Source organism: Aliicoccus persicus, assembly GCF_900110815.1.
Classification (GTDB): Bacteria; Bacillota; Bacilli; order Staphylococcales; family Salinicoccaceae; genus Aliicoccus; species Aliicoccus persicus.
In genome coordinates, this window is record NZ_FOIT01000006.1 from 13,140 (window position 1) to 31,158 (window position 18,019).

The following is an 18,019-nucleotide window of genomic DNA, read 5'->3' on the forward strand; positions in this document are numbered from 1 at the left end:
GAAAAACTGGCAGACATTTGATAATGTCTGCCAGTTTTTAATTTCATTAGTATAATTTATAGACTTCATCAAAGAGGTCTTTTTCCTTATCTATTTGAGCCTTGTTACCAATGACTACAGTTGTTGCATTGTCTAACACTTTTTCGATATCACTTGAGAAAGCGTTCAAATCTTCTGCTTTAGTAGCTAAAATTTCTTCTTTCAACTGAACGATGTCAGCTGCAGTGCGACCTGTTTTTAATCTGCTTAATGCTTCTAAACCTTTGCTCACAGCAGATTTTGGTCTCTCGAGTGGACTCATTGTTCCGATAATATACTTATTCAATTCTTCTTCTGAAATATTTACGTTCTTCACATACTCAGGAAGATTTTTATACACATTTAACGTTTTGCTGATGTTTGGATCACGATAAGAACCTAATGCAAAACTACCGTTTAGTTGATGTGTGTATAGTGAACCGTAGGCGCCGCCTTTCACACGAACCTCATTCCAAAGATAATCGAAACGAATGGCACTAGTTAATACATTTGCAGGTCCATTATATGGCAGTGTACCTTTTGCATCTGCCCCTTGCCCGACATAGTTGACGTCTTGGGCTGCAACATGTGCTTCATTTTGGACTTTACCTGCTTTGATATTCGCAGTATCCACTAAAGGTTCACTTGCAAGGTTAGAGAATACGTCTTGTAATTTTTCTTTTACAACTTTTGATCTCTCGCCTTCACCAACATATAAAACATTCAGTCGTTCTTTGTTTGTTAGACGTTTGAGAGTATCACTAAATTGCTTACTCAGTTCTTCAGCCTTGTCTTCTTTTAATGCATCACGCTTGTCTTTCATGAAATTAAATTGATCAATACCTGAAGCGAGCTCTTCTAATTTTGCCATCGGTTTCACTTGGCTCAGTGCACGATTTACTGCGATAAGGTGCGACTGATAATTAATTTTACCTTCAAAATTAGAAATGAAACGCTGCGTCAGTTTGTAAATTTCAGACGTTTCGTCGAACTGAGTGCTCGTGATAATTTCTTTCATCAATTCAATCAATCGGTCGACAGAATTTTCTAACGCTTTACCAGCTAATACGAAGTACGGGTGTAACTCACCAGATTGGTCTTCGAAAACAGAAACATCGGCATGAATCCCACCCGTATGAGTATCGAGTTCAGTTTGAAGTGTAGCGATATCGTATTTTTCTGTGCCGAGTTTTGCTAATAGATTACTTAAGTAGCCTAATATTTGATAATCTTCTGATTCGAAATCTCGAATATCAAAGTAAAGACGGATATAATCAATGCCACCCGTAAACTGTTCAGCATGATAGAAATCCGTGTTATCGAAGAAACGAGATGTTTCAAGTGGATAGTCCTCAACATCCGTATTTAAATCCTCACGTTTTAACGTCGGAATTTTGGCCAAATCTTCTGGACGATCTGGTGCGTTTTGTCGCTCCATTAGTGTTTGTGTTCTATTTACAATATCAGCAATTTCATCATCTGAAAGACCAGCTTTAAAGTCTTGTAGATTTGCGTGAGTTTCTTCTTCTGTCTTATCATTCAAACCAGGTTCAGCTTTCAGTGTTAAATCGACACGGAAATCATTGTTTAATAGTTTTTCTTCAATCAACTTTTCAAAGTAACCATCGTGTGCAAGTTTTGCAAGTTCATCTAAATATTTTGAGAACTCTAATTTCGCGTATGGTGCGTTACCGTATAGCCAAGTGCTTAGCGCATAGATACCATATAGCACACCTCTAGGATTGTCTTCTGAAATTGCAGCTTCTTTAGTGTTAAACGTAATTTTATTTAAAGCAGCATCGATGAGATTTTTATCTATGCCATCTTTAACTAAAGTAGTAAGCGTATCTTTCACAACATCTTTAAATTTTGTCATCTTGTCTGAATTAGAATATTTTGCAGACACAAAGAACGCTGTCGGATAACCAATTTCATTGGCACCACCACTTATGTCTCCACCAATTTCAGCATCGAGTAACGCTTTCTGTAACGGTGATTGGTTATTACCAAATAAAATCTCTTCTAACACTTGCAGTCCAAAACTATCGAGTGTGTCTTCAGGCAACCCGACATGCCAACCAATTGCTAAGAAATCCTTGTCTGTTGCGTCATCGCCTGCAGTAATTGAATACGTCGCTTCAATGTCTTTAGTTTCAGGTTGCTTAACCTCAAATGACACATCATTGTTTTCTTCAAGCTTACCTTTACCTTCAAAATACTCTTCCATATCTTTAAAAGCAGTATCGATATCTAAATCACCATACAAAATCGTAAATGAATTCGATGGATGATAGTATGTTTTATGGAAATCGATGAACTCATCTTGCGTTAAACTTGGAATTGCAGCCGGATCCCCACCAGACTCATGACGGTAGATACTATTTGGATATAATTGAGATTTGATTTGATGATGAAGCAGACGCTCAGGAGATCCAAACGCACCCTTCATTTCGTTATAAACAACACCTTTATAAATCAATTCATCGTCTGCATTTTCTAAATGATAGTGCCAACCCTCTTGTGCTAAGATTTGTGGGTTCTCAATAAATAGCGGTTGGAATACAGCATCTAAATACACACCCATCAGATGTTTGAAATCCTTGTGATTCGTCGATGCGACAGGGTAGATGGTTTTATCTGAAAACGTCATCGCATTTACAAATGTATTTAGGGAACCTTTAATTAACTCAACAAATGGTTCTTTCGAAGGATATTTCTTTGAGCCGTTCAAGACAGAATGCTCTAAAATATGCGTAATCCCATTATCATTGTATGGGGGTGTTTTAAAACCAATGGTAAACGCTTTGTTCTTGTCATCATTTTCTAAATGTAAAACTTGAGCACCAGTCTCCTCATGTTCATATAAATGACCAGTTGATTGAATATCAGGTAACTCATGTGTTTCTATTTTTCTAAAAGTCATTACATTCTTCCTCTCAATTATTCAGAATTGTTTATATTTTCTCATAACCTGATTGAATATGCACCTGATACTTATCTACTATTTGTGTCTTCTGTTAAAATTGATGTGATAAAGGAGTGATAAAATGATTAAATATCCAGAACTAAAAGAAAACTTCACAATTGGGATTACTGCACCATCATCAGGTATAGAAGATGAATTACATTATTTTGTTGATGAGATCAAAGAAAGATTTCGAAATCAGGCGAAACTGGTATTCGGAAAGACAACCTTCAATCAACATAAAGCAAAATCAGCTGACGCAGTTACTAGAGCGAATGAACTAAATCAATTATTTCAAAATGATGAAATTGACATTATTATACCCCCTTGGGGTGGAGAACTCGCCATTGAAGTTCTCGATAAAATTGACTATGAAAACCTCCCAACTAAATGGATACTAGGATATTCAGATATTAGTTTAATCATGTTAGCAATTACTTTGAAAACAGGCATAGCCACTGCTCACGGTACAAATATTGTGGATTTACGTGGAAAGTATTCAGACGATACGACGGAGATGTGGCGTGATGTTTTAAGTTTGGGTACAGGTGATGAGATTGTTCAACATTCTTCAAAGGGATTTCAGAGCACTTGGAATCATGAAATCGTGTCAGATTATATATTCAACTTTGATAGGAAGACAGAATGGAAATCAATTGATCAAAAGTCAGTAGAAATTGAAGGTAGATTACTTGGGGGATGTATAGATGTTATTCACCATCTTGTAGGTACTCCATATGGTGATGTGAAGCACTTTCAAAAAGAGTATATCAGTAATGAACCAATCATTTGGTATTTGGAGAATGCGGATGCATCTCCAACGGACTTTAGAAGAATGCTCTTACAAATGAAGTATGCGGGCTGGTTTGAAAACTGTAGTGGTATTCTGTTTGGAAGAACCCCAGTAATGGAAGATGTCGAAGGTTATAGTGTAGAAGATGTATATCACGATATTTTTAAAGAATTAGAAGTACCTGTCATATATGATGTGGATTGTGGTCATCTTCCACCACAAAATACTTTTGTAAATGGTGCATATGGAATCGTTGAATACTCAGATGGAAAAGGTAAAGTGACTCAGCGATTTACATAGAAAATATTGTTCGTAAATATCTAGAAGGGTAAGTAAGCCCTTTTAGATATACATATAAATACAAACTAGCAATGCTATAATACATACATGGAAATTTTAACGAGGAGAGACATTCTATGAAACGGACATTGGTCATTAGTGATATTCATGGCGAACTTGAACTTTTTAATGCATTGCTTGAAAAGGTTAAATATGATGCTACTGAAGATCAACTGATATTACTAGGAGATTATATCGACCGGGGCCCGGACTCGAAAGGGGTTCTTAACCGTGTGATGGAACTGAAAAGTAAAGGTGCGATTGTCCTTAGGGGAAATCATGATGAGATGATGGTTCATGCAATGGATGATGAACCGAAAGCACGTGATAGATGGGCCCGTAACAATGGTACTGTGACGTTAAAAAATTATGATTCGTCCATCGATAAAATAGAGATGCCAGATTCTGAACTCTTTAGGACACATGTCGACTTTATTCGCAGTCTTGATTATTTTCATGAAACAGACGATTATATATTCGTACATGGTGGGGTAGAACCTGATGTACCAGTAAGTGAGAGTGATCCATACAGACTCATTTGGATTCGTGAGGAATTTTATCTGGGTTATAAAGGTGAAAAGACAGTAGTTTATGGACACACACCAACATCGATTCTCTTAGGAAAAGGAAATCACAATGTTTACTTTGGAGAGAATAACGTCATCGGTATTGATGGTGCTGCAGCTTATGGTGGACGATTGAATTGTCTAGAGTTACCGAGTAAGGACGTTTACTATACGTCGAAACGAATAAACTAAAATGAAAGTGTGAAAGAAATGACACAGCCACGCATATTAGTCATTCAAGATATATCTGCGAGTTGTCGTATTTCGATGAATGTGGCATTGCCTGTACTTTCGGTCTTAAACAATGAGGTTAATATGTTACCGACGGCACTGCTCAGTACCCATACGACATCTGGCTTCGAAAATTATACATATTTAGATCTAGCTGACGAGAGCGATAAAATCTTAAAGCACTGGAAAGAACTCGGGTTAACTTTTGATGGGGTGCTTGTCGGCTATCTTGGTTCAATCGAACAGATTAACAGAGTGCAGACGGTTGTTGATGCGTTTCTAAAACCTGATGGTCTATTCATACTAGATCCTGTAATGGCTGATCAAGGTAAGCTTTATGACGGGTTTGATCAAGCGTACATTGATTCTATAAGAGGCTTATGTCGGGAAGCGGAGATTATTATACCGAATTTAACAGAAGCAGCATTTCTAACATACACTCAATTTGAAGATATTGAAGCGGTCAACGTTCGCGAAGTGATTAAGCGTGTGGCTGATATGAACCAAAGTCACGTCATCATAACAGGTGTGACAAAAGCGCGTGCCTCTCTTATGGGCGCGGCGAGTTACAATTATGAATCAGGTGTATATGAAGAGCGATTTGCACAGACAATGCCTGGACATTTTGAAGGAACAGGAGATTTATTTAGCAGCGTCGTCGCTGGGCTGATGTTACAAGGCAAGTCAATCCATGAAGTGATGGAGATTGCTGTTGTATATGTGAACAAGGTAATTAAACGAACGGCAGAGTCTGGTAAAGAGGTAAGATATGGTGTTCAGTTCGAGACGGACTTGCCATATTTGATAGAACAATTAAATAGGTATGAATAAGGTAAAACCATAAAATATGATGAGGTGTCATGATGGAAGGTCAGAATTATTTCCGAGTCGTACTGAGTACTTTAGTCGTATTGTTGATATTTGGTTTTGGCAGAATTGATAGTGATGACGTTCTTGCTGAAGAGACTGGAACAGAAATTGATTTTTCCACTGAGATTCCATTGGATATTATGGCAACTGGTGTGAAAGATTCGATTGTCATTTCATTTCGAGATATTGAGCATGCAGACGGGTATGAATTATATGAGTCAATAGACGGCGAATCGTTTACATTCGTCGGTGAATGGGATCGTTCTGAAATCGTACTCGACGATAAGGGCTTTAATGAAACGTATGTGTACTATGTAAGAGGTTATATGGATGACGATGGTACAAAAATATATTCAGAAGAGAGCCGTAATGTAAGTGCGACAACTGCACCAGAAGGTGCAAAGTCGACTATTAAAACACTCTTCCAGACAGGCATTGCACCAATGGGCCATACCATGTATATCTGGGGTGGTGGTTGGAATGAAGCAGATGATGGATCAGGTCCTACGACGATGCAAATTGGTGTCGCGAAAGAGTGGAGAGACTTCGCATTAGACAAAGATAACACCTATGACTTTCAAAACTATCGCTATCAAATTCATGATGGTTTAGATTGTTCTGGATATTTGGGTTTTATCAATTATAATATTTTGAATACAGCAAGTCATAATGAAGGTTATGTCACTTGGGCTGCGGACACTGGTCCTTATTTAAATAGTAAAGGGCTCGGTACATATACTGAGGAGCAGTTGCATAATTCATATACACCTGGTGATGTGATGTATAACGAGGCGCATGTATATCTTGTCATTGGTAGAGCGTCAGATAATTCCATTTTGATGATGCACGCGTCACCAGATGGTGTTAAGTTATCAGGAACACCAACCCCATCAGGAGAAAGTAGTGAAGCCGCGCGGTTAGCGAGTGAATACACAGCTAAGTATTTCCCAGAGTACTACGAAAAAGATGATGTGTATTTAATGTCTTATAGTTTCTTGAATTCATATAAAAAGTTCCAATATGATTCGGCACTTGTAGCCGATCCAGATGGATATAAGCAGATGAGTGCAGAAGAAATCTTAGAAGACTTGTTTAGTGAGAGATGAAGGCTACTAGATAAGAAGGCAGGGTTTTAGATGTAGACAATTTATGAACACTCAGATTGTTGTGATTTGTATCACAACGTATAAACACACTGGAGACTATCATAATAAGTGATAGGAGTGAGTTTATGAAGCCAAATATAAAGATACCGGATTTCAATGATGTTCCTTTCATTGTTATATGGGAATTAACACGCGCTTGTGATTTACACTGTTTACATTGCCGTGCAGAGGCACAAACTGAGCGTCATCACTACGAGTTATCAACAGAAGAGGGAAAAGCCCTAATTGATGATATCGCAGACATGGAGTACCCGATGCTTGTATTCACAGGTGGAGATCCTTTAATGCGTGAAGACGTATTCGAACTGGCAGAATATGCTGTAATGAAAAATGTAAGAGTATCAATGACACCGAGTGCAACGCCGAACGTTACGAAAGAGGCGATGCAAAAAGCGAAAGATGTGGGATTATCGCGCTGGGCATTTAGTTTAGATGGCCATAACAAAGATATTCATGACCACTTCAGAGGAACATCTGGAAGCTTTGATATTACGATGAAAGCAATTAACTACTTAAATGAACTTGAAATGCCATTACAAATTAATACGGTAATCTCGAACTATAATATTGACTATCTTGAAGAAATGAAAGAAATGGTCATGAAGTTGAACTGTGTATTATGGAGTGTATTCTTCCTCGTGCCAACTGGTCGTGGTAAGAATGAAGACATGATTACGCCCGTTCAACACGAACAGGTTTTCAGATGGCTGAACAAGATCAAGGATGAAGTACCATTTGATATTAAAACGACTGCTGCACAGCATTACAGACGTGTCGTCATTCAAGATCAAATGCGCAAAAACAAAGCAGATAAAGAAATGCAAATTCGATATTTAGATGCACTTGACCAAGGTAAGACAGGAACGATAGACGGACTCGGACGTGCACCGAAAGGTGTTAACGACGGGAATGGATTTGTCTTTATTTCTCATATAGGACATGTGTATCCAAGTGGATTATTACCAGTTAACTGTGGTAACGTGCGTGTCGATAAGCTATCAAATATTTACCGACAATCGCCAATTTTACAAAACTTACGCAACCCGGATAAGTACAACGGGAAATGTGGCGTATGTGAATTCCGACATGTGTGTGGCGGCTCGCGCTCACGTGCATATGCGGCAACGGGGGACTACATGGAATCAGAACCATACTGCGTTTATATTCCTAAAGCACTCCGCAAAAAGAAGACAACTATGACAAGTTGATATAATTGTTCCTACCTTTTTCAGAAAACCACCACTCAACATCTCTAGAGTGGTGGTTTTTGTGTTGGGAAAATCTTGTAATGTATAATTGATAGTATTAAATAGGTTGTGTGCTTCACTAGTAATAAGGAGATTACTATAATGAAAGAACAAGAAGAAATATCAGAGGCATTTCCTGAGATTAGTGAATCTGATTTTATTGATAGTTTAGACTATGATGAGCACGATGCACAGATGGATGTTATAGATACACTCATGAATTTATGTAGTGCTCAGTATTATTACAAAAATAAGAAACTGCTTTCTAAGTATGAGGGGATAAAATGGGCGAGCAGGAGTTATCCAGAATATGCTTTTCTATTAAACTCGATAATAGATTTATATCAAGAGAATCAAGATCGTATACCTGAAAAGATGGTTGACAAGGTAAAAAAATTTAAACAGCTATTAATAATGGAGAGAGAAAAATTAATATAATCTAATGAAATTTTAGCGTAATTATGCTAAAAAATTTGAGGTGATATTTAATGAAAACAATTAGACCAGTATCAGATTTAAGAAATAATTGTGCAGAAATTTCACAGCAAGTACACGAGACAGGTAAGCCCATTTTTTTAACTAAAAACGGTTTTGGAGACATGGTTGTATTAAGCATGGAAGCTTACGAGTCAATGGCATTTGAAAGTGAAGTATATGAAAAGCTAAAAGAAGCAGAGCAAATAGCTGAAACGAATGATGTATCATACTCAACAAAACAAGTACTGGACATGATGAAGAAGAGAATAAATGAAGAATTATAAGGTAGAGATCGAGCAAGCTACGCTTAATGACATTAATGTGATATTTAATTATATGAAAACCAATATTGGTGATGCACAGGAAGTAAACACGTTTATTGGTCAATTGATGGATAAAATTCAGTCGCTTGAAACCTATCCGCATTCATACCCGAATTTTCAATCGAGTCGTAAACTCAAGTATGAATATAGGAAGCTAATTTTCAAAAACTATATTATTTTGTATGCTGTAAATGAACTAGAACACACTGTTAATGTTTATAGAATTCTTTATGCAGGACGAAGTTACCTGTACCTATGATTGTTATAAAAAAACTCTCCAACAACACTTGTTGGAGAGTTTTAAAATTAAAGTTCATCAATTCTCGCACGGTCATCCGCAGTTAATTCAAAATCGAATATATCTAAGCTTTGTGCCTGGCGTTCTTTGTTGTGAGATTTTGGAATAACAATCACATCGCGTTCGATTTGATAACGAAGCACAACTTGCGCATATGTTTTACCGTACTTTTCACCAATTTCTTCAAGCACCGTTTTCTTCTCATCATCAATGCCACCAAGCGGTCCCCAAGCAATTGTTGCGATGTTATGCAAATTATGGAATTCAATCTGTGGCTCATTCCAATCGCCCATGTTTGATTTTATCTGGTTTGCGGATGGTTTTACTCTTCCGTTATCAAGAATTAACTGAAGTTGTTCCTCGTCGAAGTTCGACACTCCGATTGATTTGAATACGCCACGCTCGTAATACTCTTCAAGAACGGCCCAAACTTCCAAAATATGATCTTTATCGTCGAGTGGGAAGTGAATCAAATATAAATCAAAATAATCGGTTTGTAATTTTTCAAGGCTATTCTCAATCGCTTTGTGTACTTGATCAGTACCTTCGTATGCCACACGTGTGTTTAGCTTCGTAGTGATAAAGAAATCTTCACGCGGAATACCGGATTTTTTAATTCCTTCACCAACAACTTCTTCGTTGTTGTACAGTGTTGCAGCATCAAAGTGGCGGTAGCCATTTTCAATCGCCCAATCCACTTCCTCAGTATCCCCGCGCAACTCGTTTTGATACTGGTTATCTAATTTACCAAAAGTGTTTGTACCACTACCGACAATAGGTATTTTTAAATCATTATTTAATGTTACAAACTTCATTATATATTCCTCCTACTTCTAAATATCTAACGTCATTCTAAGTCTATTATAATGGAGTTTTTCGCTGCTCGCTCAAATTTTGGTTTAAACTGTACGATATTTATAGTGAAAAAATATTTTATCTGTCACATAAAAATTAAGAATAGTGGGTATGAACACCAGTAATAACATAAAGAGGATTTTGTTATGAGGAAAGAGAATATTTCATATTGGACCAAATCGGCTAAGATTGATGATTTTCCTAAATTGTCTGAATCTATAGAGACAGACAGACTTGTCATTGGTGGGGGAATTGCAGGTATTTTAACCGCACACGCACTCGCTTCAATTAACAGAAAAGTAATACTGATTGATGGTCGAAAGTTAGCGCAAGAAACCACTGCGAATACCACTGCAAAAATCACTGCACAACATGGTCCTATCTTTCAAACGTATTTAGATAGTTATGGAGAAGATAAAGCCCGACTCATCTACGATTCGCAAATTGATGGTATCAATCATATTGCAGAACTCGAAGAAAGGTACGACATTTATTGTGATTTTGAACGGTTATCTAGTTTTTTAGTCACTAATAGTGAATGTTTCGAATCACTTCAAAAAGAGAAAGAAGCATACGACCTCCTTAGAATTCCACATAATGTCCAAGAAACAGGCATAGACCTCCCAGTAGAAAATACATATGCACTTGAAATACCTAATCAAGCACAGTTTAATCCAATAAAATTTTTAGCACACATGGTGAATACGTTATCGGAACTTGAGAACGGTCAAGCGGGTATTTTCATGGTAGATGGAAACTTGCGAGCGATTTATAAAGATAATTCAGGTCAAAAACATGAGACAGGCGCGGTGTGTACGCATATGGGATATATTGTCAATTTCAATGATGATTAAATCAGAAGACTGGAATACACTCTCGATACCTAAGAAAAAAGCATAAATGATTTACACCATTCCATTGACTGTGGCGTGGTGTTTTTTAGTTGTGATTGTCAAAGAATGGCCAAAGCGTTAGACTTTAAGACATACAATAAGTCATGAAGAGGACAACACAATGAAATTTTTAAATCGCTTTAAAGATTCAATTTGGATAATTCCGGTCATGCATAGTGTCGCATCGATTTTACTTGCATTGGTTATTGTCTATTTCAACTATTATATATTGCCAAATTTACCATTTAAAATACCATTCTTTTTACAAACATCCATGGATCTGGCACGCACGATTCTTTGGGTTATTTCCAGTGCATTGTTAACGATGACGACGATTACGTTTTCAACGATTATGGTCGTGTTGACGACATACTCATCACAATATTCACCACGTGTTTTAAAGGACTTTGTCAATGATCCTAAAACGTTGCATGTATTAGGAATATTTATGGGGGGGTTCTTGTATGCAATTATGTCGCTCGCTTTCTTACAAGAAACGACCTTTGGTGGAGAAGTTATCTCTGCCATCGTTGGTGTGATGATTTCAATTGCCTGTCTCTTCGTATTCGTATACTTCGTTCAACATGTGGCTTCAAGTATTCAAATTATCAATTTAATCAATGCACTAGATAAAGACATCTCTTACGAAATAGAACGAGAAGAAAAGCTTTTTGCAAGAGAGGAAGTACAAGTATTACATAAGGAGCCAATGATTCGCGTGTACTTAAATACGTACGATGTGACTGTGTCTCGTAACGGTTATATACAATATCTAAACTTACTCGGCGTGTTTAGATGGGCGAGCGCGAATGATGCATTTGTAGAAATCAATCATAAGATGGGCTCATTTTTAACTGAAGATGAAGTTATTTATAAGGTCCATTCAAATTCGGAAATTACAGCATTTGATGAACTAAATGCGACATATATTTTAGGGAAAGAACGAACGATTGCAAACAATCCAGACTATGCAATTCAAAAAATGGTTGATGTTACCATGCGTGCATTGTCGCCGTCAACTTACGATCCGTTTACCGTCAACCAATGTTTAGACTATCTAGCCGTTGCAATGCGTGAGCGATTTAGAGAAACTGGTCATTTTATCGTGTTAAAAGATGAAGCTGTCAGAGTCATCGCACAACGCACACCAGTGAAGAGGGAACTCTATGATGTGTTTGGACAAATCCATTATTATATTCGCGAAGAAACAACTGTCTATATTAAACTGCTACAGGTTTACACTTTGATTGGTGATGCGAGTCCAGACTATATAAAAGATGAAATCAAAGAGTTGGTGATTCATTTGAATGGTGTGTTTAATGAAGAAATTCTAGAGCCACTCGATTTGGAGTATGTGAATGTTGAGAGAGAGAAGTTGAATGAGGTGCTTGAGGCTTAGTAGATGAGCAATTGTACAATATATTTATTATCATTTGGAGGTGTGATTATGTCAGTTATATCTTATTCAAACGCTCGAAAAAACTTTAGAGCGATCATAGACAAAGTCAATGAAGATTCAGATCCTGTAATCATTACTACAAAAGACGAGAAGAATGCTGTTCTTATTTCTGAAGCAGATTACAATGCAATCGTTGAGACGTTGTATTTAACAAGTACGGCAGCAAACGCAAAATACTTAAGTCAGTCAATCAGTCAACTTGAAGATGGATATACAACAGAGGTCACACTTGATGAAGATAACTAAATATACCTTCACAAAAAATTCCTTTGAAGACTATTTATACTGGCAAAAAGCAGATAAGAATACGTTGAACAAAATTAATACCCTTCTAAAATCGATATCAAGAGACGGTGTCATGGAAGGCGTAGGAAAACCAGAAAAATTAAAAGGTGACCTAAGTGGATATTATAGTAGACGTATTACAATAGAACATCGATTAGTGTATAGAGTACGTGAGAACGCTATAGAAATTGTCGCTTGTCGCTTTTATTTTGAGTAATCTTCTTTTGATATTTCTAATTCAATTTACATCAAAATGTTTATAGATATGTTTAACACGACGTAAAATGTAATTACGTACATACTTACATACATTTTAAGGAGTGGTGTAATATATAATCCAAAAGAAAACCACTGCATTGTTAAAGAACAGAAGTTATGGAAGTCAGGGAACAGCACTGTCGTAACACTGCCAAAAGAAATTCTCACCTCATGGTGATATCATTTAAGGTTTGAAAGATAGATGACAATTTATTTGACAGAAGGTCAGATCGTTGCAATCAACTATAAATTAATTTTGGAAACTTCACCAAAAGAGCAGATGGGTCTAAAAGAGGACTCTGCACTCAACATGATTGTTGAATCTCTAAAACAACATGCATTTGATCAGGAGATGTATCCGAGCTTGTTACTAAAGGCAGCAATATTTATCGAAATCTAGTCCTTAAACATGTCTTCTTTAATAGCAATAAACGAACGGCATTTACTTGCATGGAAATTTTCCTATTTTTAAATGGCGTAAAGATAAAAATTCCCACAGTGGAAGGTATCGAGTTCACTGTGAGAATTGCAACTGAAAAATTAGATGAGGCAGACATTGCAAATTGGATTGAGAAATTTATAGTGAAGTCCTAAGACTCTCAATCTCATTGATTAAATTTTCGACCAACTCTTGCGTTGACTGTTCTTTATTAAAGCGTGTATTTTGACCGCTCCAGAGTGCCATATATTCTGGGCGGTTTTGTTGTGCCGCCGCTTTTCTGATGACAGATGTTAGCGCGTGTTGTATTGGGTAGGATGCGAGTGAATCTTGGTAATCCAGCATTTTATCAATAAAGTCATTGCGTATCCCACGGGCAGGCTTACCACTGAATGATGGCGTGATGACTTTATCCGTTTCAACGCTATTTAGCACAGCGGATTTGATTGCCTTGTTCGCAGCACTTTCATGCGTTGTTAGAAATAGCGTGCCAATCTGTGCGCCAGCCGCACCGAGAATTAGGGACGCATATATTCCTCGAGCGTCTGCGATGCCGCCCGCTGCTATGACGGGGATGTTAACCGTATCTGCCGCTTGTGGCGTGAGCGCCATCGTGCCAATCATCGCATCATGAAAAGGTGTTTCAAAACTACCGCGATGACCGCCAGCTTCACTGCCTTGAGCAACCACCGCATCCATACTAGCTTCTTCATTGAGCTCTGCTTCACGAACAGAAGTTGCTGTGCCAATTAATTTTACATTGTTGTCTTTTAGTCGTTTGATGATATCCAGAGACGGAATGCCAAAAGTAAAACTGCATATAGGTACATTTTCTTCTATGATGACTTCGATTTGTTCTTCGAATTTATTGATTTCAGTTGGATTTACTTTGGATGCTGGATTGATGTTTAATTCTTCATAAATCGGCTGAAGCACATCGATTGATCGGCTAATCTGCGCTTCATCTACATCCACGTGTTCAGGGACAAACAAGTTCACTGCAAACGGTTGATCGGTTAACGTTTTAATTTTTTGAATCGCTTCCCGCGTCTCTTCTGCCGATAAATATCCAGCACCATATGTACCAAGTGCGCCACTATTAGAGACAGCTGCCACAAGCTCAGGTGTCGTTGCGCCTGACATCCCGGCTTGGATTATTGGGTATTTTATTTTAAGTTGTTGAGTCAGTTGATTTTCATTCCACATAAATAGTGCCTCCTGTTAATCAGATTACATTTTTGTGATTTCGTTGTCCGCACCAACTTCTGTCATTTCTCCACCCTTCATATGAATCGCTTTTCCGTACAAATACAGTTTCCCATCCTGCTTTAAAAAGTACACACCATCATCAATGGCATAGATATCTTCATTGTGCGAATCTTTCAATGCAATATCACGAACCATGTCGAGTCCGTCGAGTTTCATTCCGTTAAAATACTGAAAATGTGGGAAGATGCGTTTATCGTACAATCCTAGTCCTTCAAAATATCTTTCGTAATTCGGGTCCTCTGCCTCGCCACGCTCTTCTGGCAATGAGTAAACCGTGTCCGCAGCATTCATCGAACCCGCACTTAGAGAGATAATTAACCCATCGAAGTCGTGAATTTTATCTTTTAGATTGATTTCTTTGAAAAAAATGTTTTGTGTCGGCACATGACCACCAGATAAAATGAGGACGTCGAACTCATGTATGTCATAATCATGACGATGGTCATAGACGTTCATTTCACTTATTGAGAGTTCACTCATTTCCATCGATTCACGGTACATGTTCATGTACAAATCGTTTGTATCGTAAGTGTCTGGTCTCGAGCTGATTATCAGCACTTTAGCATTTTGAGGCCAATGCTGCTTTAAGTTCGTTAAAAATTGATTGTCATCTTTAATAAGCACCGGATATTCCGACCCATCCTCATTGAATTCAGTCGTCATCATGCTACTCGTGAAAAAGCATATTTGCGTCATTTTATCATCTCCAAAAATCAATTTGTCTTACTTCCATTATAAACATAACCGACAGTTATTTGAGTTATCAGAAAAATCCTAATATTATTTGGTTACTTGACCAAATTATGAAGGGAGGTCATTCAAATTGAGTAAACGTACGGCACTGCTTGAAGCAGCTTACAAAGTCTTTAGTCAAAAGGGTTACCACGCGGCATCGATTAAGGATATTGCGAATGAAGCTGGCATCACACCTGGGCTGACGCACTATTATTTTAAGAACAAAGAAGAGATATTGTTTTATATTCAAAACAATATGCAGGACACATATCATGCAAAATATTCAGGAGACCGCCCATCGATGTCATCCGCATTTCAGGAGATAAAAGAACGCGTCGATATCGATCCGGATTGGTACCGGTGGCGTTACGAGATATTTTCACTGGGCATAAAGTCGGAAACGATTCAATCAGAGGCGTCTGATGTCCTAGAGCGAGGTAGACAATCGTTGGAAGAATCAATTGAAGCGATTGGTGGCAATCATAAAGACAATCGAGCCTTGGCATCGGTGTTGCTTGCAGCATTCGATGGCTTAGCACTTCAAAAATTAATGGATGATGATTTAGATTTAAATGACAGCTATAAACTGCTTGAGAAACTATGCGAGCATTATATAAATAATAGAGATTAGTTGCTAAAGGAGTATGTCTATGAATAAGACGACAAGAATAATCCTGCTTATGTTTTTATTGTGTTAATTGTTGGGCATGTGACTGTTCATGCGCAAGTACCAAACGAATCTGAAATTGAGGATTTTGTTGAGGAACGCTTAGACGAATACAACATACCGAATGCGTCTCTCGCAATTATTTTAGGTAAGGACGATATTAATTTTTACAATTGGGGCGAAGGCAGTAGTGAGACGGCAGCATACTTAATTGGCTCACTAAGTAAGCCGGTCACTTCTTTTGCAATCCTGAATTTGGCCGATCAAGGAGAGATAAACATCGATAACCATTCATCACTTGTTGAATCATTTAAGTGGGATCAGTCCGAGTGATAGTTTTAGTGTGACGGATACTGTGCGTGAACCAGAAAACGCCATTGCTGAAGCGATTCAAGAATTGAGAGGAGTGACTTTGGTCTCTGAGCCTGGAGAAAATTATGCTTACAACTCAGTCAACTATCTGTTGCTCGGTGGACTTATTGAATCTATGTCAAGCATGTCTTTTTCGGATTATTTAGATAGTGAAGTTTTCGAGCCACTTGAAATGACAAACAGCTCAGCCGATTGGGAAGGGATTGAAGATGATTTAGTCACGGCCCATGTGTCATGGTTTGGTAATCCTGTGAGTACGGACGCATTTTATGATCACGCGGGAGCACCGTATGGCTACATCGCATCCACAACCGAGGATCTTTCTAAATTTTTAAGTACAGTTTTGTTTGATGATTCGTCAGATGAAATTTTTGAGGGTGAGGGTGGCGACAACTACGTCTACGGTTGGTTCTACAATGATGAAGGCGACTATTATCATGGTGGGGCAACACCCGAATACCGCTCACAAATGATGTTCAACGAAGATGATGGGTTCGGACTTGTGTTACTCACTAACAAATATAACTTTACAGAAGATGGGCAAGTCACTGAGATCGTGGATGGCATCGGTTCGATATTAAAGGGAGAACCATATGACTTTAGTCCAGGTTCTAATAGCCACATGCAATGGGGGCTGCTAGTGGCATTCGTTATCATTGCGGTTTTAATGTTAATTCATGTTATTAGACTGATAAAAAAACCAGCGATTGTTAAGCGCTGGCAATTCTTTTTATCAGTGGTGTGTTTAGTTATTGGGGCGGTATTGATTCCAGCGGTTTCAGCGGCTTTCTCAACACCTTGGAAAACTATATGGCTTTTTGCACCAGACATCGCTTGGTTGATTATTTCTTTTGTTGCACTCTATGTGTTGTTTGGAATTGTGCTTGGTGTTGTCACATTTGATAAGCGTTCAATTGATAAGAATTAGTTATAATAATGTGTTCAGAAATAAATATTAAGTTAATGATGATCCTCGCTATAATAGAGGTGAGGAGTGATTTTATGAATATCATTGGATTAGATCATGTGCAGTTAGCCGCACCACCGAATAGTGAAGAAGCCGCACGTCGTTTCTTTGGAGAAATCTTAGGACTTGATGAGGTTGAAAAGCCGGAAGTTTTAAGGAAGCGCGGCGGTGTGTGGTTTCAAATTGGGAATCAGCAACTGCACATCGGAATCGAAGAAAGCTTTGTGCCTGCCAAAAAAGCACACCCAGCGTTTGAAGTACGTGAATTGGATGAATTGAAGAAGCGGGTGGATGAATTTGAGGTCGACTATGTAAGCGATGGAGATTTGGAAGGTGCGAATCGTATTTTTGTCTTTGATCCGTTTGGGAATCGGTTGGAATTTCTGGAATGGCTATAGGTGAGCGGACGCTCGCGGAACGCCGGGGCGAAAAATTGTTTGCGAGTTCCGCGAACCCAAATCTCACGGAACTTCAGAGTGAAAAAAAGTAGCGAAGTTCCGCGAACCCAAATCTCACGGAACTTCAGA

General features: G+C 38.1%; 20 protein-coding genes and 1 pseudogene. 17 read left to right on the forward strand and 4 right to left on the reverse strand.

What is annotated here, in order from left to right; translation table 11 throughout:
- Positions 1 to 46 precede the first annotated feature (46 nt).
- A complete protein-coding gene (locus BMW30_RS08720; protein ID WP_091475992.1) occupies positions 47 to 2,941 on the reverse strand; it encodes an insulinase family protein in 2,895 nt (964 codons plus the stop codon).
- A 124-nt stretch (positions 2,942 to 3,065) separates the two neighbouring features.
- Between BMW30_RS08720 and BMW30_RS08725 the strand changes: the two genes are divergently transcribed.
- The 8 genes from BMW30_RS08725 to BMW30_RS08760 all read left to right on the forward strand — a co-directional run bounded on the left by BMW30_RS08725 (position 3,066) and on the right by BMW30_RS08760 (position 9,254).
- The gene (locus tag BMW30_RS08725; protein ID WP_091475997.1) at positions 3,066 to 4,076 is read left to right on the forward strand and encodes a S66 family peptidase; all 1,011 of its coding nucleotides are present in this window, start codon (positions 3,066 to 3,068) and stop codon (positions 4,074 to 4,076) included.
- Positions 4,077 to 4,192: 116 nt separating this feature from the next.
- Positions 4,193 to 4,873 carry a metallophosphoesterase family protein gene (locus BMW30_RS08730; RefSeq protein ID WP_091476000.1) on the forward strand — a complete coding sequence of 227 codons (681 nt, stop codon included), beginning with the start codon at positions 4,193 to 4,195 and terminating at the stop codon, positions 4,871 to 4,873.
- 18 nt (positions 4,874 to 4,891) lie between these two features.
- Entirely contained in the window at positions 4,892 to 5,743 is an 852-nt protein-coding gene (locus BMW30_RS08735; RefSeq protein WP_091476001.1) for a pyridoxamine kinase, read from the forward strand.
- Positions 5,744 to 5,775: 32 nt separating this feature from the next.
- Positions 5,776 to 6,888, forward strand: a complete 1,113-nt coding sequence (locus tag BMW30_RS08740; RefSeq protein ID WP_091476003.1) for a hypothetical protein — start codon at positions 5,776 to 5,778, stop codon at positions 6,886 to 6,888.
- Between the two features lie 125 nt (positions 6,889 to 7,013).
- Positions 7,014 to 8,156, forward strand: coding sequence for a TIGR04053 family radical SAM/SPASM domain-containing protein (locus BMW30_RS08745; protein WP_091476005.1), 1,143 nt, complete (start codon positions 7,014 to 7,016; stop codon positions 8,154 to 8,156).
- Positions 8,157 to 8,297: 141 nt separating this feature from the next.
- Entirely contained in the window at positions 8,298 to 8,633 is a 336-nt protein-coding gene (locus tag BMW30_RS08750; protein ID WP_091476008.1) for an aminoglycoside adenylyltransferase domain-containing protein, read from the forward strand.
- Positions 8,634 to 8,683: 50 nt separating this feature from the next.
- On the forward strand, positions 8,684 to 8,956 hold the full coding sequence (locus BMW30_RS08755; protein WP_091476011.1) for a type II toxin-antitoxin system Phd/YefM family antitoxin: 273 nt from the start codon (positions 8,684 to 8,686) through the stop codon (positions 8,954 to 8,956).
- Entirely contained in the window at positions 8,943 to 9,254 is a 312-nt protein-coding gene (locus tag BMW30_RS08760) for a type II toxin-antitoxin system RelE/ParE family toxin (RefSeq protein ID WP_091476013.1), read from the forward strand. The genes BMW30_RS08755 and BMW30_RS08760 overlap by 14 nt, the downstream gene beginning before the upstream one ends.
- 47 nt (positions 9,255 to 9,301) lie before the next feature.
- Here BMW30_RS08760 and BMW30_RS08765 read toward each other — a convergent pair whose 3' ends face one another.
- On the reverse strand, positions 9,302 to 10,108 hold the full coding sequence (locus BMW30_RS08765) for an aldo/keto reductase (RefSeq protein ID WP_091476016.1): 807 nt from the start codon (positions 10,106 to 10,108) through the stop codon (positions 9,302 to 9,304).
- Positions 10,109 to 10,294: 186 nt separating this feature from the next.
- Here BMW30_RS08765 and BMW30_RS08770 point away from each other — a divergent pair, with 186 nt between their 5' ends.
- The 6 genes from BMW30_RS08770 to BMW30_RS10860 all read left to right on the forward strand — a co-directional run bounded on the left by BMW30_RS08770 (position 10,295) and on the right by BMW30_RS10860 (position 13,637).
- Positions 10,295 to 11,002 (forward strand): FAD-dependent oxidoreductase, encoded by a 708-nt coding sequence (locus BMW30_RS08770; RefSeq protein ID WP_091476018.1) that lies wholly within the window; start codon positions 10,295 to 10,297, stop codon positions 11,000 to 11,002.
- A gap of 160 nt (positions 11,003 to 11,162) precedes the next feature.
- Complete coding sequence (locus BMW30_RS08775; RefSeq protein WP_091476021.1) at positions 11,163 to 12,440, forward strand: DUF2254 domain-containing protein; 1,278 nt, start codon at positions 11,163 to 11,165, stop codon at positions 12,438 to 12,440.
- Between the two features lie 48 nt (positions 12,441 to 12,488).
- On the forward strand, positions 12,489 to 12,746 hold the full coding sequence (locus tag BMW30_RS08780) for a type II toxin-antitoxin system Phd/YefM family antitoxin (protein ID WP_091476022.1): 258 nt from the start codon (positions 12,489 to 12,491) through the stop codon (positions 12,744 to 12,746).
- Positions 12,733 to 13,002 (forward strand): Txe/YoeB family addiction module toxin, encoded by a 270-nt coding sequence (locus BMW30_RS08785; RefSeq protein ID WP_091476026.1) that lies wholly within the window; start codon positions 12,733 to 12,735, stop codon positions 13,000 to 13,002. Before BMW30_RS08780 ends, BMW30_RS08785 begins: the two co-directional genes overlap by 14 nt.
- Before the next feature lie 243 nt (positions 13,003 to 13,245).
- The gene (locus BMW30_RS08790; protein ID WP_091476029.1) at positions 13,246 to 13,443 is read left to right on the forward strand and encodes a hypothetical protein; all 198 of its coding nucleotides are present in this window, start codon (positions 13,246 to 13,248) and stop codon (positions 13,441 to 13,443) included.
- Positions 13,428 to 13,637, forward strand: coding sequence for a type II toxin-antitoxin system death-on-curing family toxin (locus BMW30_RS10860; RefSeq protein ID WP_091476032.1), 210 nt, complete (start codon positions 13,428 to 13,430; stop codon positions 13,635 to 13,637). The genes BMW30_RS08790 and BMW30_RS10860 overlap by 16 nt, the downstream gene beginning before the upstream one ends.
- Here the strand turns inward: BMW30_RS10860 and BMW30_RS08800 are convergent.
- The gene (locus BMW30_RS08800; RefSeq protein ID WP_091476035.1) at positions 13,621 to 14,688 is read right to left on the reverse strand and encodes an NAD(P)H-dependent flavin oxidoreductase; all 1,068 of its coding nucleotides are present in this window, start codon (positions 14,686 to 14,688) and stop codon (positions 13,621 to 13,623) included. The two genes, BMW30_RS10860 and BMW30_RS08800, sit on opposite strands and share 17 nt — an antisense overlap.
- Before the next feature lie 24 nt (positions 14,689 to 14,712).
- Positions 14,713 to 15,447, reverse strand: coding sequence for a Type 1 glutamine amidotransferase-like domain-containing protein (locus BMW30_RS08805; RefSeq protein ID WP_091476037.1), 735 nt, complete (start codon positions 15,445 to 15,447; stop codon positions 14,713 to 14,715).
- A 127-nt stretch (positions 15,448 to 15,574) separates the two neighbouring features.
- Between BMW30_RS08805 and BMW30_RS08810 the strand changes: the two genes are divergently transcribed.
- The 3 genes and pseudogenes from BMW30_RS08810 (at position 15,575) to BMW30_RS08825 (ending at position 17,890) form a co-directional block, all read left to right on the forward strand.
- A complete protein-coding gene (locus tag BMW30_RS08810) occupies positions 15,575 to 16,117 on the forward strand; it encodes a TetR/AcrR family transcriptional regulator (RefSeq protein WP_091476040.1) in 543 nt (180 codons plus the stop codon).
- Between the two features lie 78 nt (positions 16,118 to 16,195).
- A pseudogene (locus BMW30_RS08820) lies at positions 16,196 to 17,453 on the forward strand (serine hydrolase domain-containing protein).
- A 74-nt stretch (positions 17,454 to 17,527) separates the two neighbouring features.
- Positions 17,528 to 17,890, forward strand: coding sequence for a VOC family protein (locus BMW30_RS08825; RefSeq protein ID WP_091476051.1), 363 nt, complete (start codon positions 17,528 to 17,530; stop codon positions 17,888 to 17,890).
- Positions 17,891 to 18,019 lie beyond the last annotated feature (129 nt).

Excerpts from the sequence above, each read along its gene's own strand:
- BMW30_RS08720 (WP_091475992.1), bottom strand. The coding sequence starts at position 2,941 with ATGACTTTTAGAAAAATAGAAACACATGAGTTACCTGATATTCAATCA.
- BMW30_RS08725 (WP_091475997.1), top strand. The coding sequence starts at position 3,066 with ATGATTAAATATCCAGAACTAAAAGAAAACTTCACAATTGGGATTACT.
- BMW30_RS08730 (WP_091476000.1), top strand. The coding sequence starts at position 4,193 with ATGAAACGGACATTGGTCATTAGTGATATTCATGGCGAACTTGAACTT.
- BMW30_RS08735 (WP_091476001.1), top strand. The coding sequence starts at position 4,892 with ATGACACAGCCACGCATATTAGTCATTCAAGATATATCTGCGAGTTGT.
- BMW30_RS08740 (WP_091476003.1), top strand. The coding sequence starts at position 5,776 with ATGGAAGGTCAGAATTATTTCCGAGTCGTACTGAGTACTTTAGTCGTA.
- BMW30_RS08745 (WP_091476005.1), top strand. The coding sequence starts at position 7,014 with ATGAAGCCAAATATAAAGATACCGGATTTCAATGATGTTCCTTTCATT.
- BMW30_RS08750 (WP_091476008.1), top strand. The coding sequence starts at position 8,298 with ATGAAAGAACAAGAAGAAATATCAGAGGCATTTCCTGAGATTAGTGAA.
- BMW30_RS08755 (WP_091476011.1), top strand. The coding sequence starts at position 8,684 with ATGAAAACAATTAGACCAGTATCAGATTTAAGAAATAATTGTGCAGAA.
- BMW30_RS08760 (WP_091476013.1), top strand. The coding sequence starts at position 8,943 with ATGAAGAATTATAAGGTAGAGATCGAGCAAGCTACGCTTAATGACATT.
- BMW30_RS08765 (WP_091476016.1), bottom strand. The coding sequence starts at position 10,108 with ATGAAGTTTGTAACATTAAATAATGATTTAAAAATACCTATTGTCGGT.
- BMW30_RS08770 (WP_091476018.1), top strand. The coding sequence starts at position 10,295 with ATGAGGAAAGAGAATATTTCATATTGGACCAAATCGGCTAAGATTGAT.
- BMW30_RS08775 (WP_091476021.1), top strand. The coding sequence starts at position 11,163 with ATGAAATTTTTAAATCGCTTTAAAGATTCAATTTGGATAATTCCGGTC.
- BMW30_RS08780 (WP_091476022.1), top strand. The coding sequence starts at position 12,489 with ATGTCAGTTATATCTTATTCAAACGCTCGAAAAAACTTTAGAGCGATC.
- BMW30_RS08785 (WP_091476026.1), top strand. The coding sequence starts at position 12,733 with ATGAAGATAACTAAATATACCTTCACAAAAAATTCCTTTGAAGACTAT.
- BMW30_RS08790 (WP_091476029.1), top strand. The coding sequence starts at position 13,246 with ATGACAATTTATTTGACAGAAGGTCAGATCGTTGCAATCAACTATAAA.
- BMW30_RS08800 (WP_091476035.1), bottom strand. The coding sequence starts at position 14,688 with ATGTGGAATGAAAATCAACTGACTCAACAACTTAAAATAAAATACCCA.
- BMW30_RS08805 (WP_091476037.1), bottom strand. The coding sequence starts at position 15,447 with ATGACGCAAATATGCTTTTTCACGAGTAGCATGATGACGACTGAATTC.
- BMW30_RS08825 (WP_091476051.1), top strand. The coding sequence starts at position 17,528 with ATGAATATCATTGGATTAGATCATGTGCAGTTAGCCGCACCACCGAAT.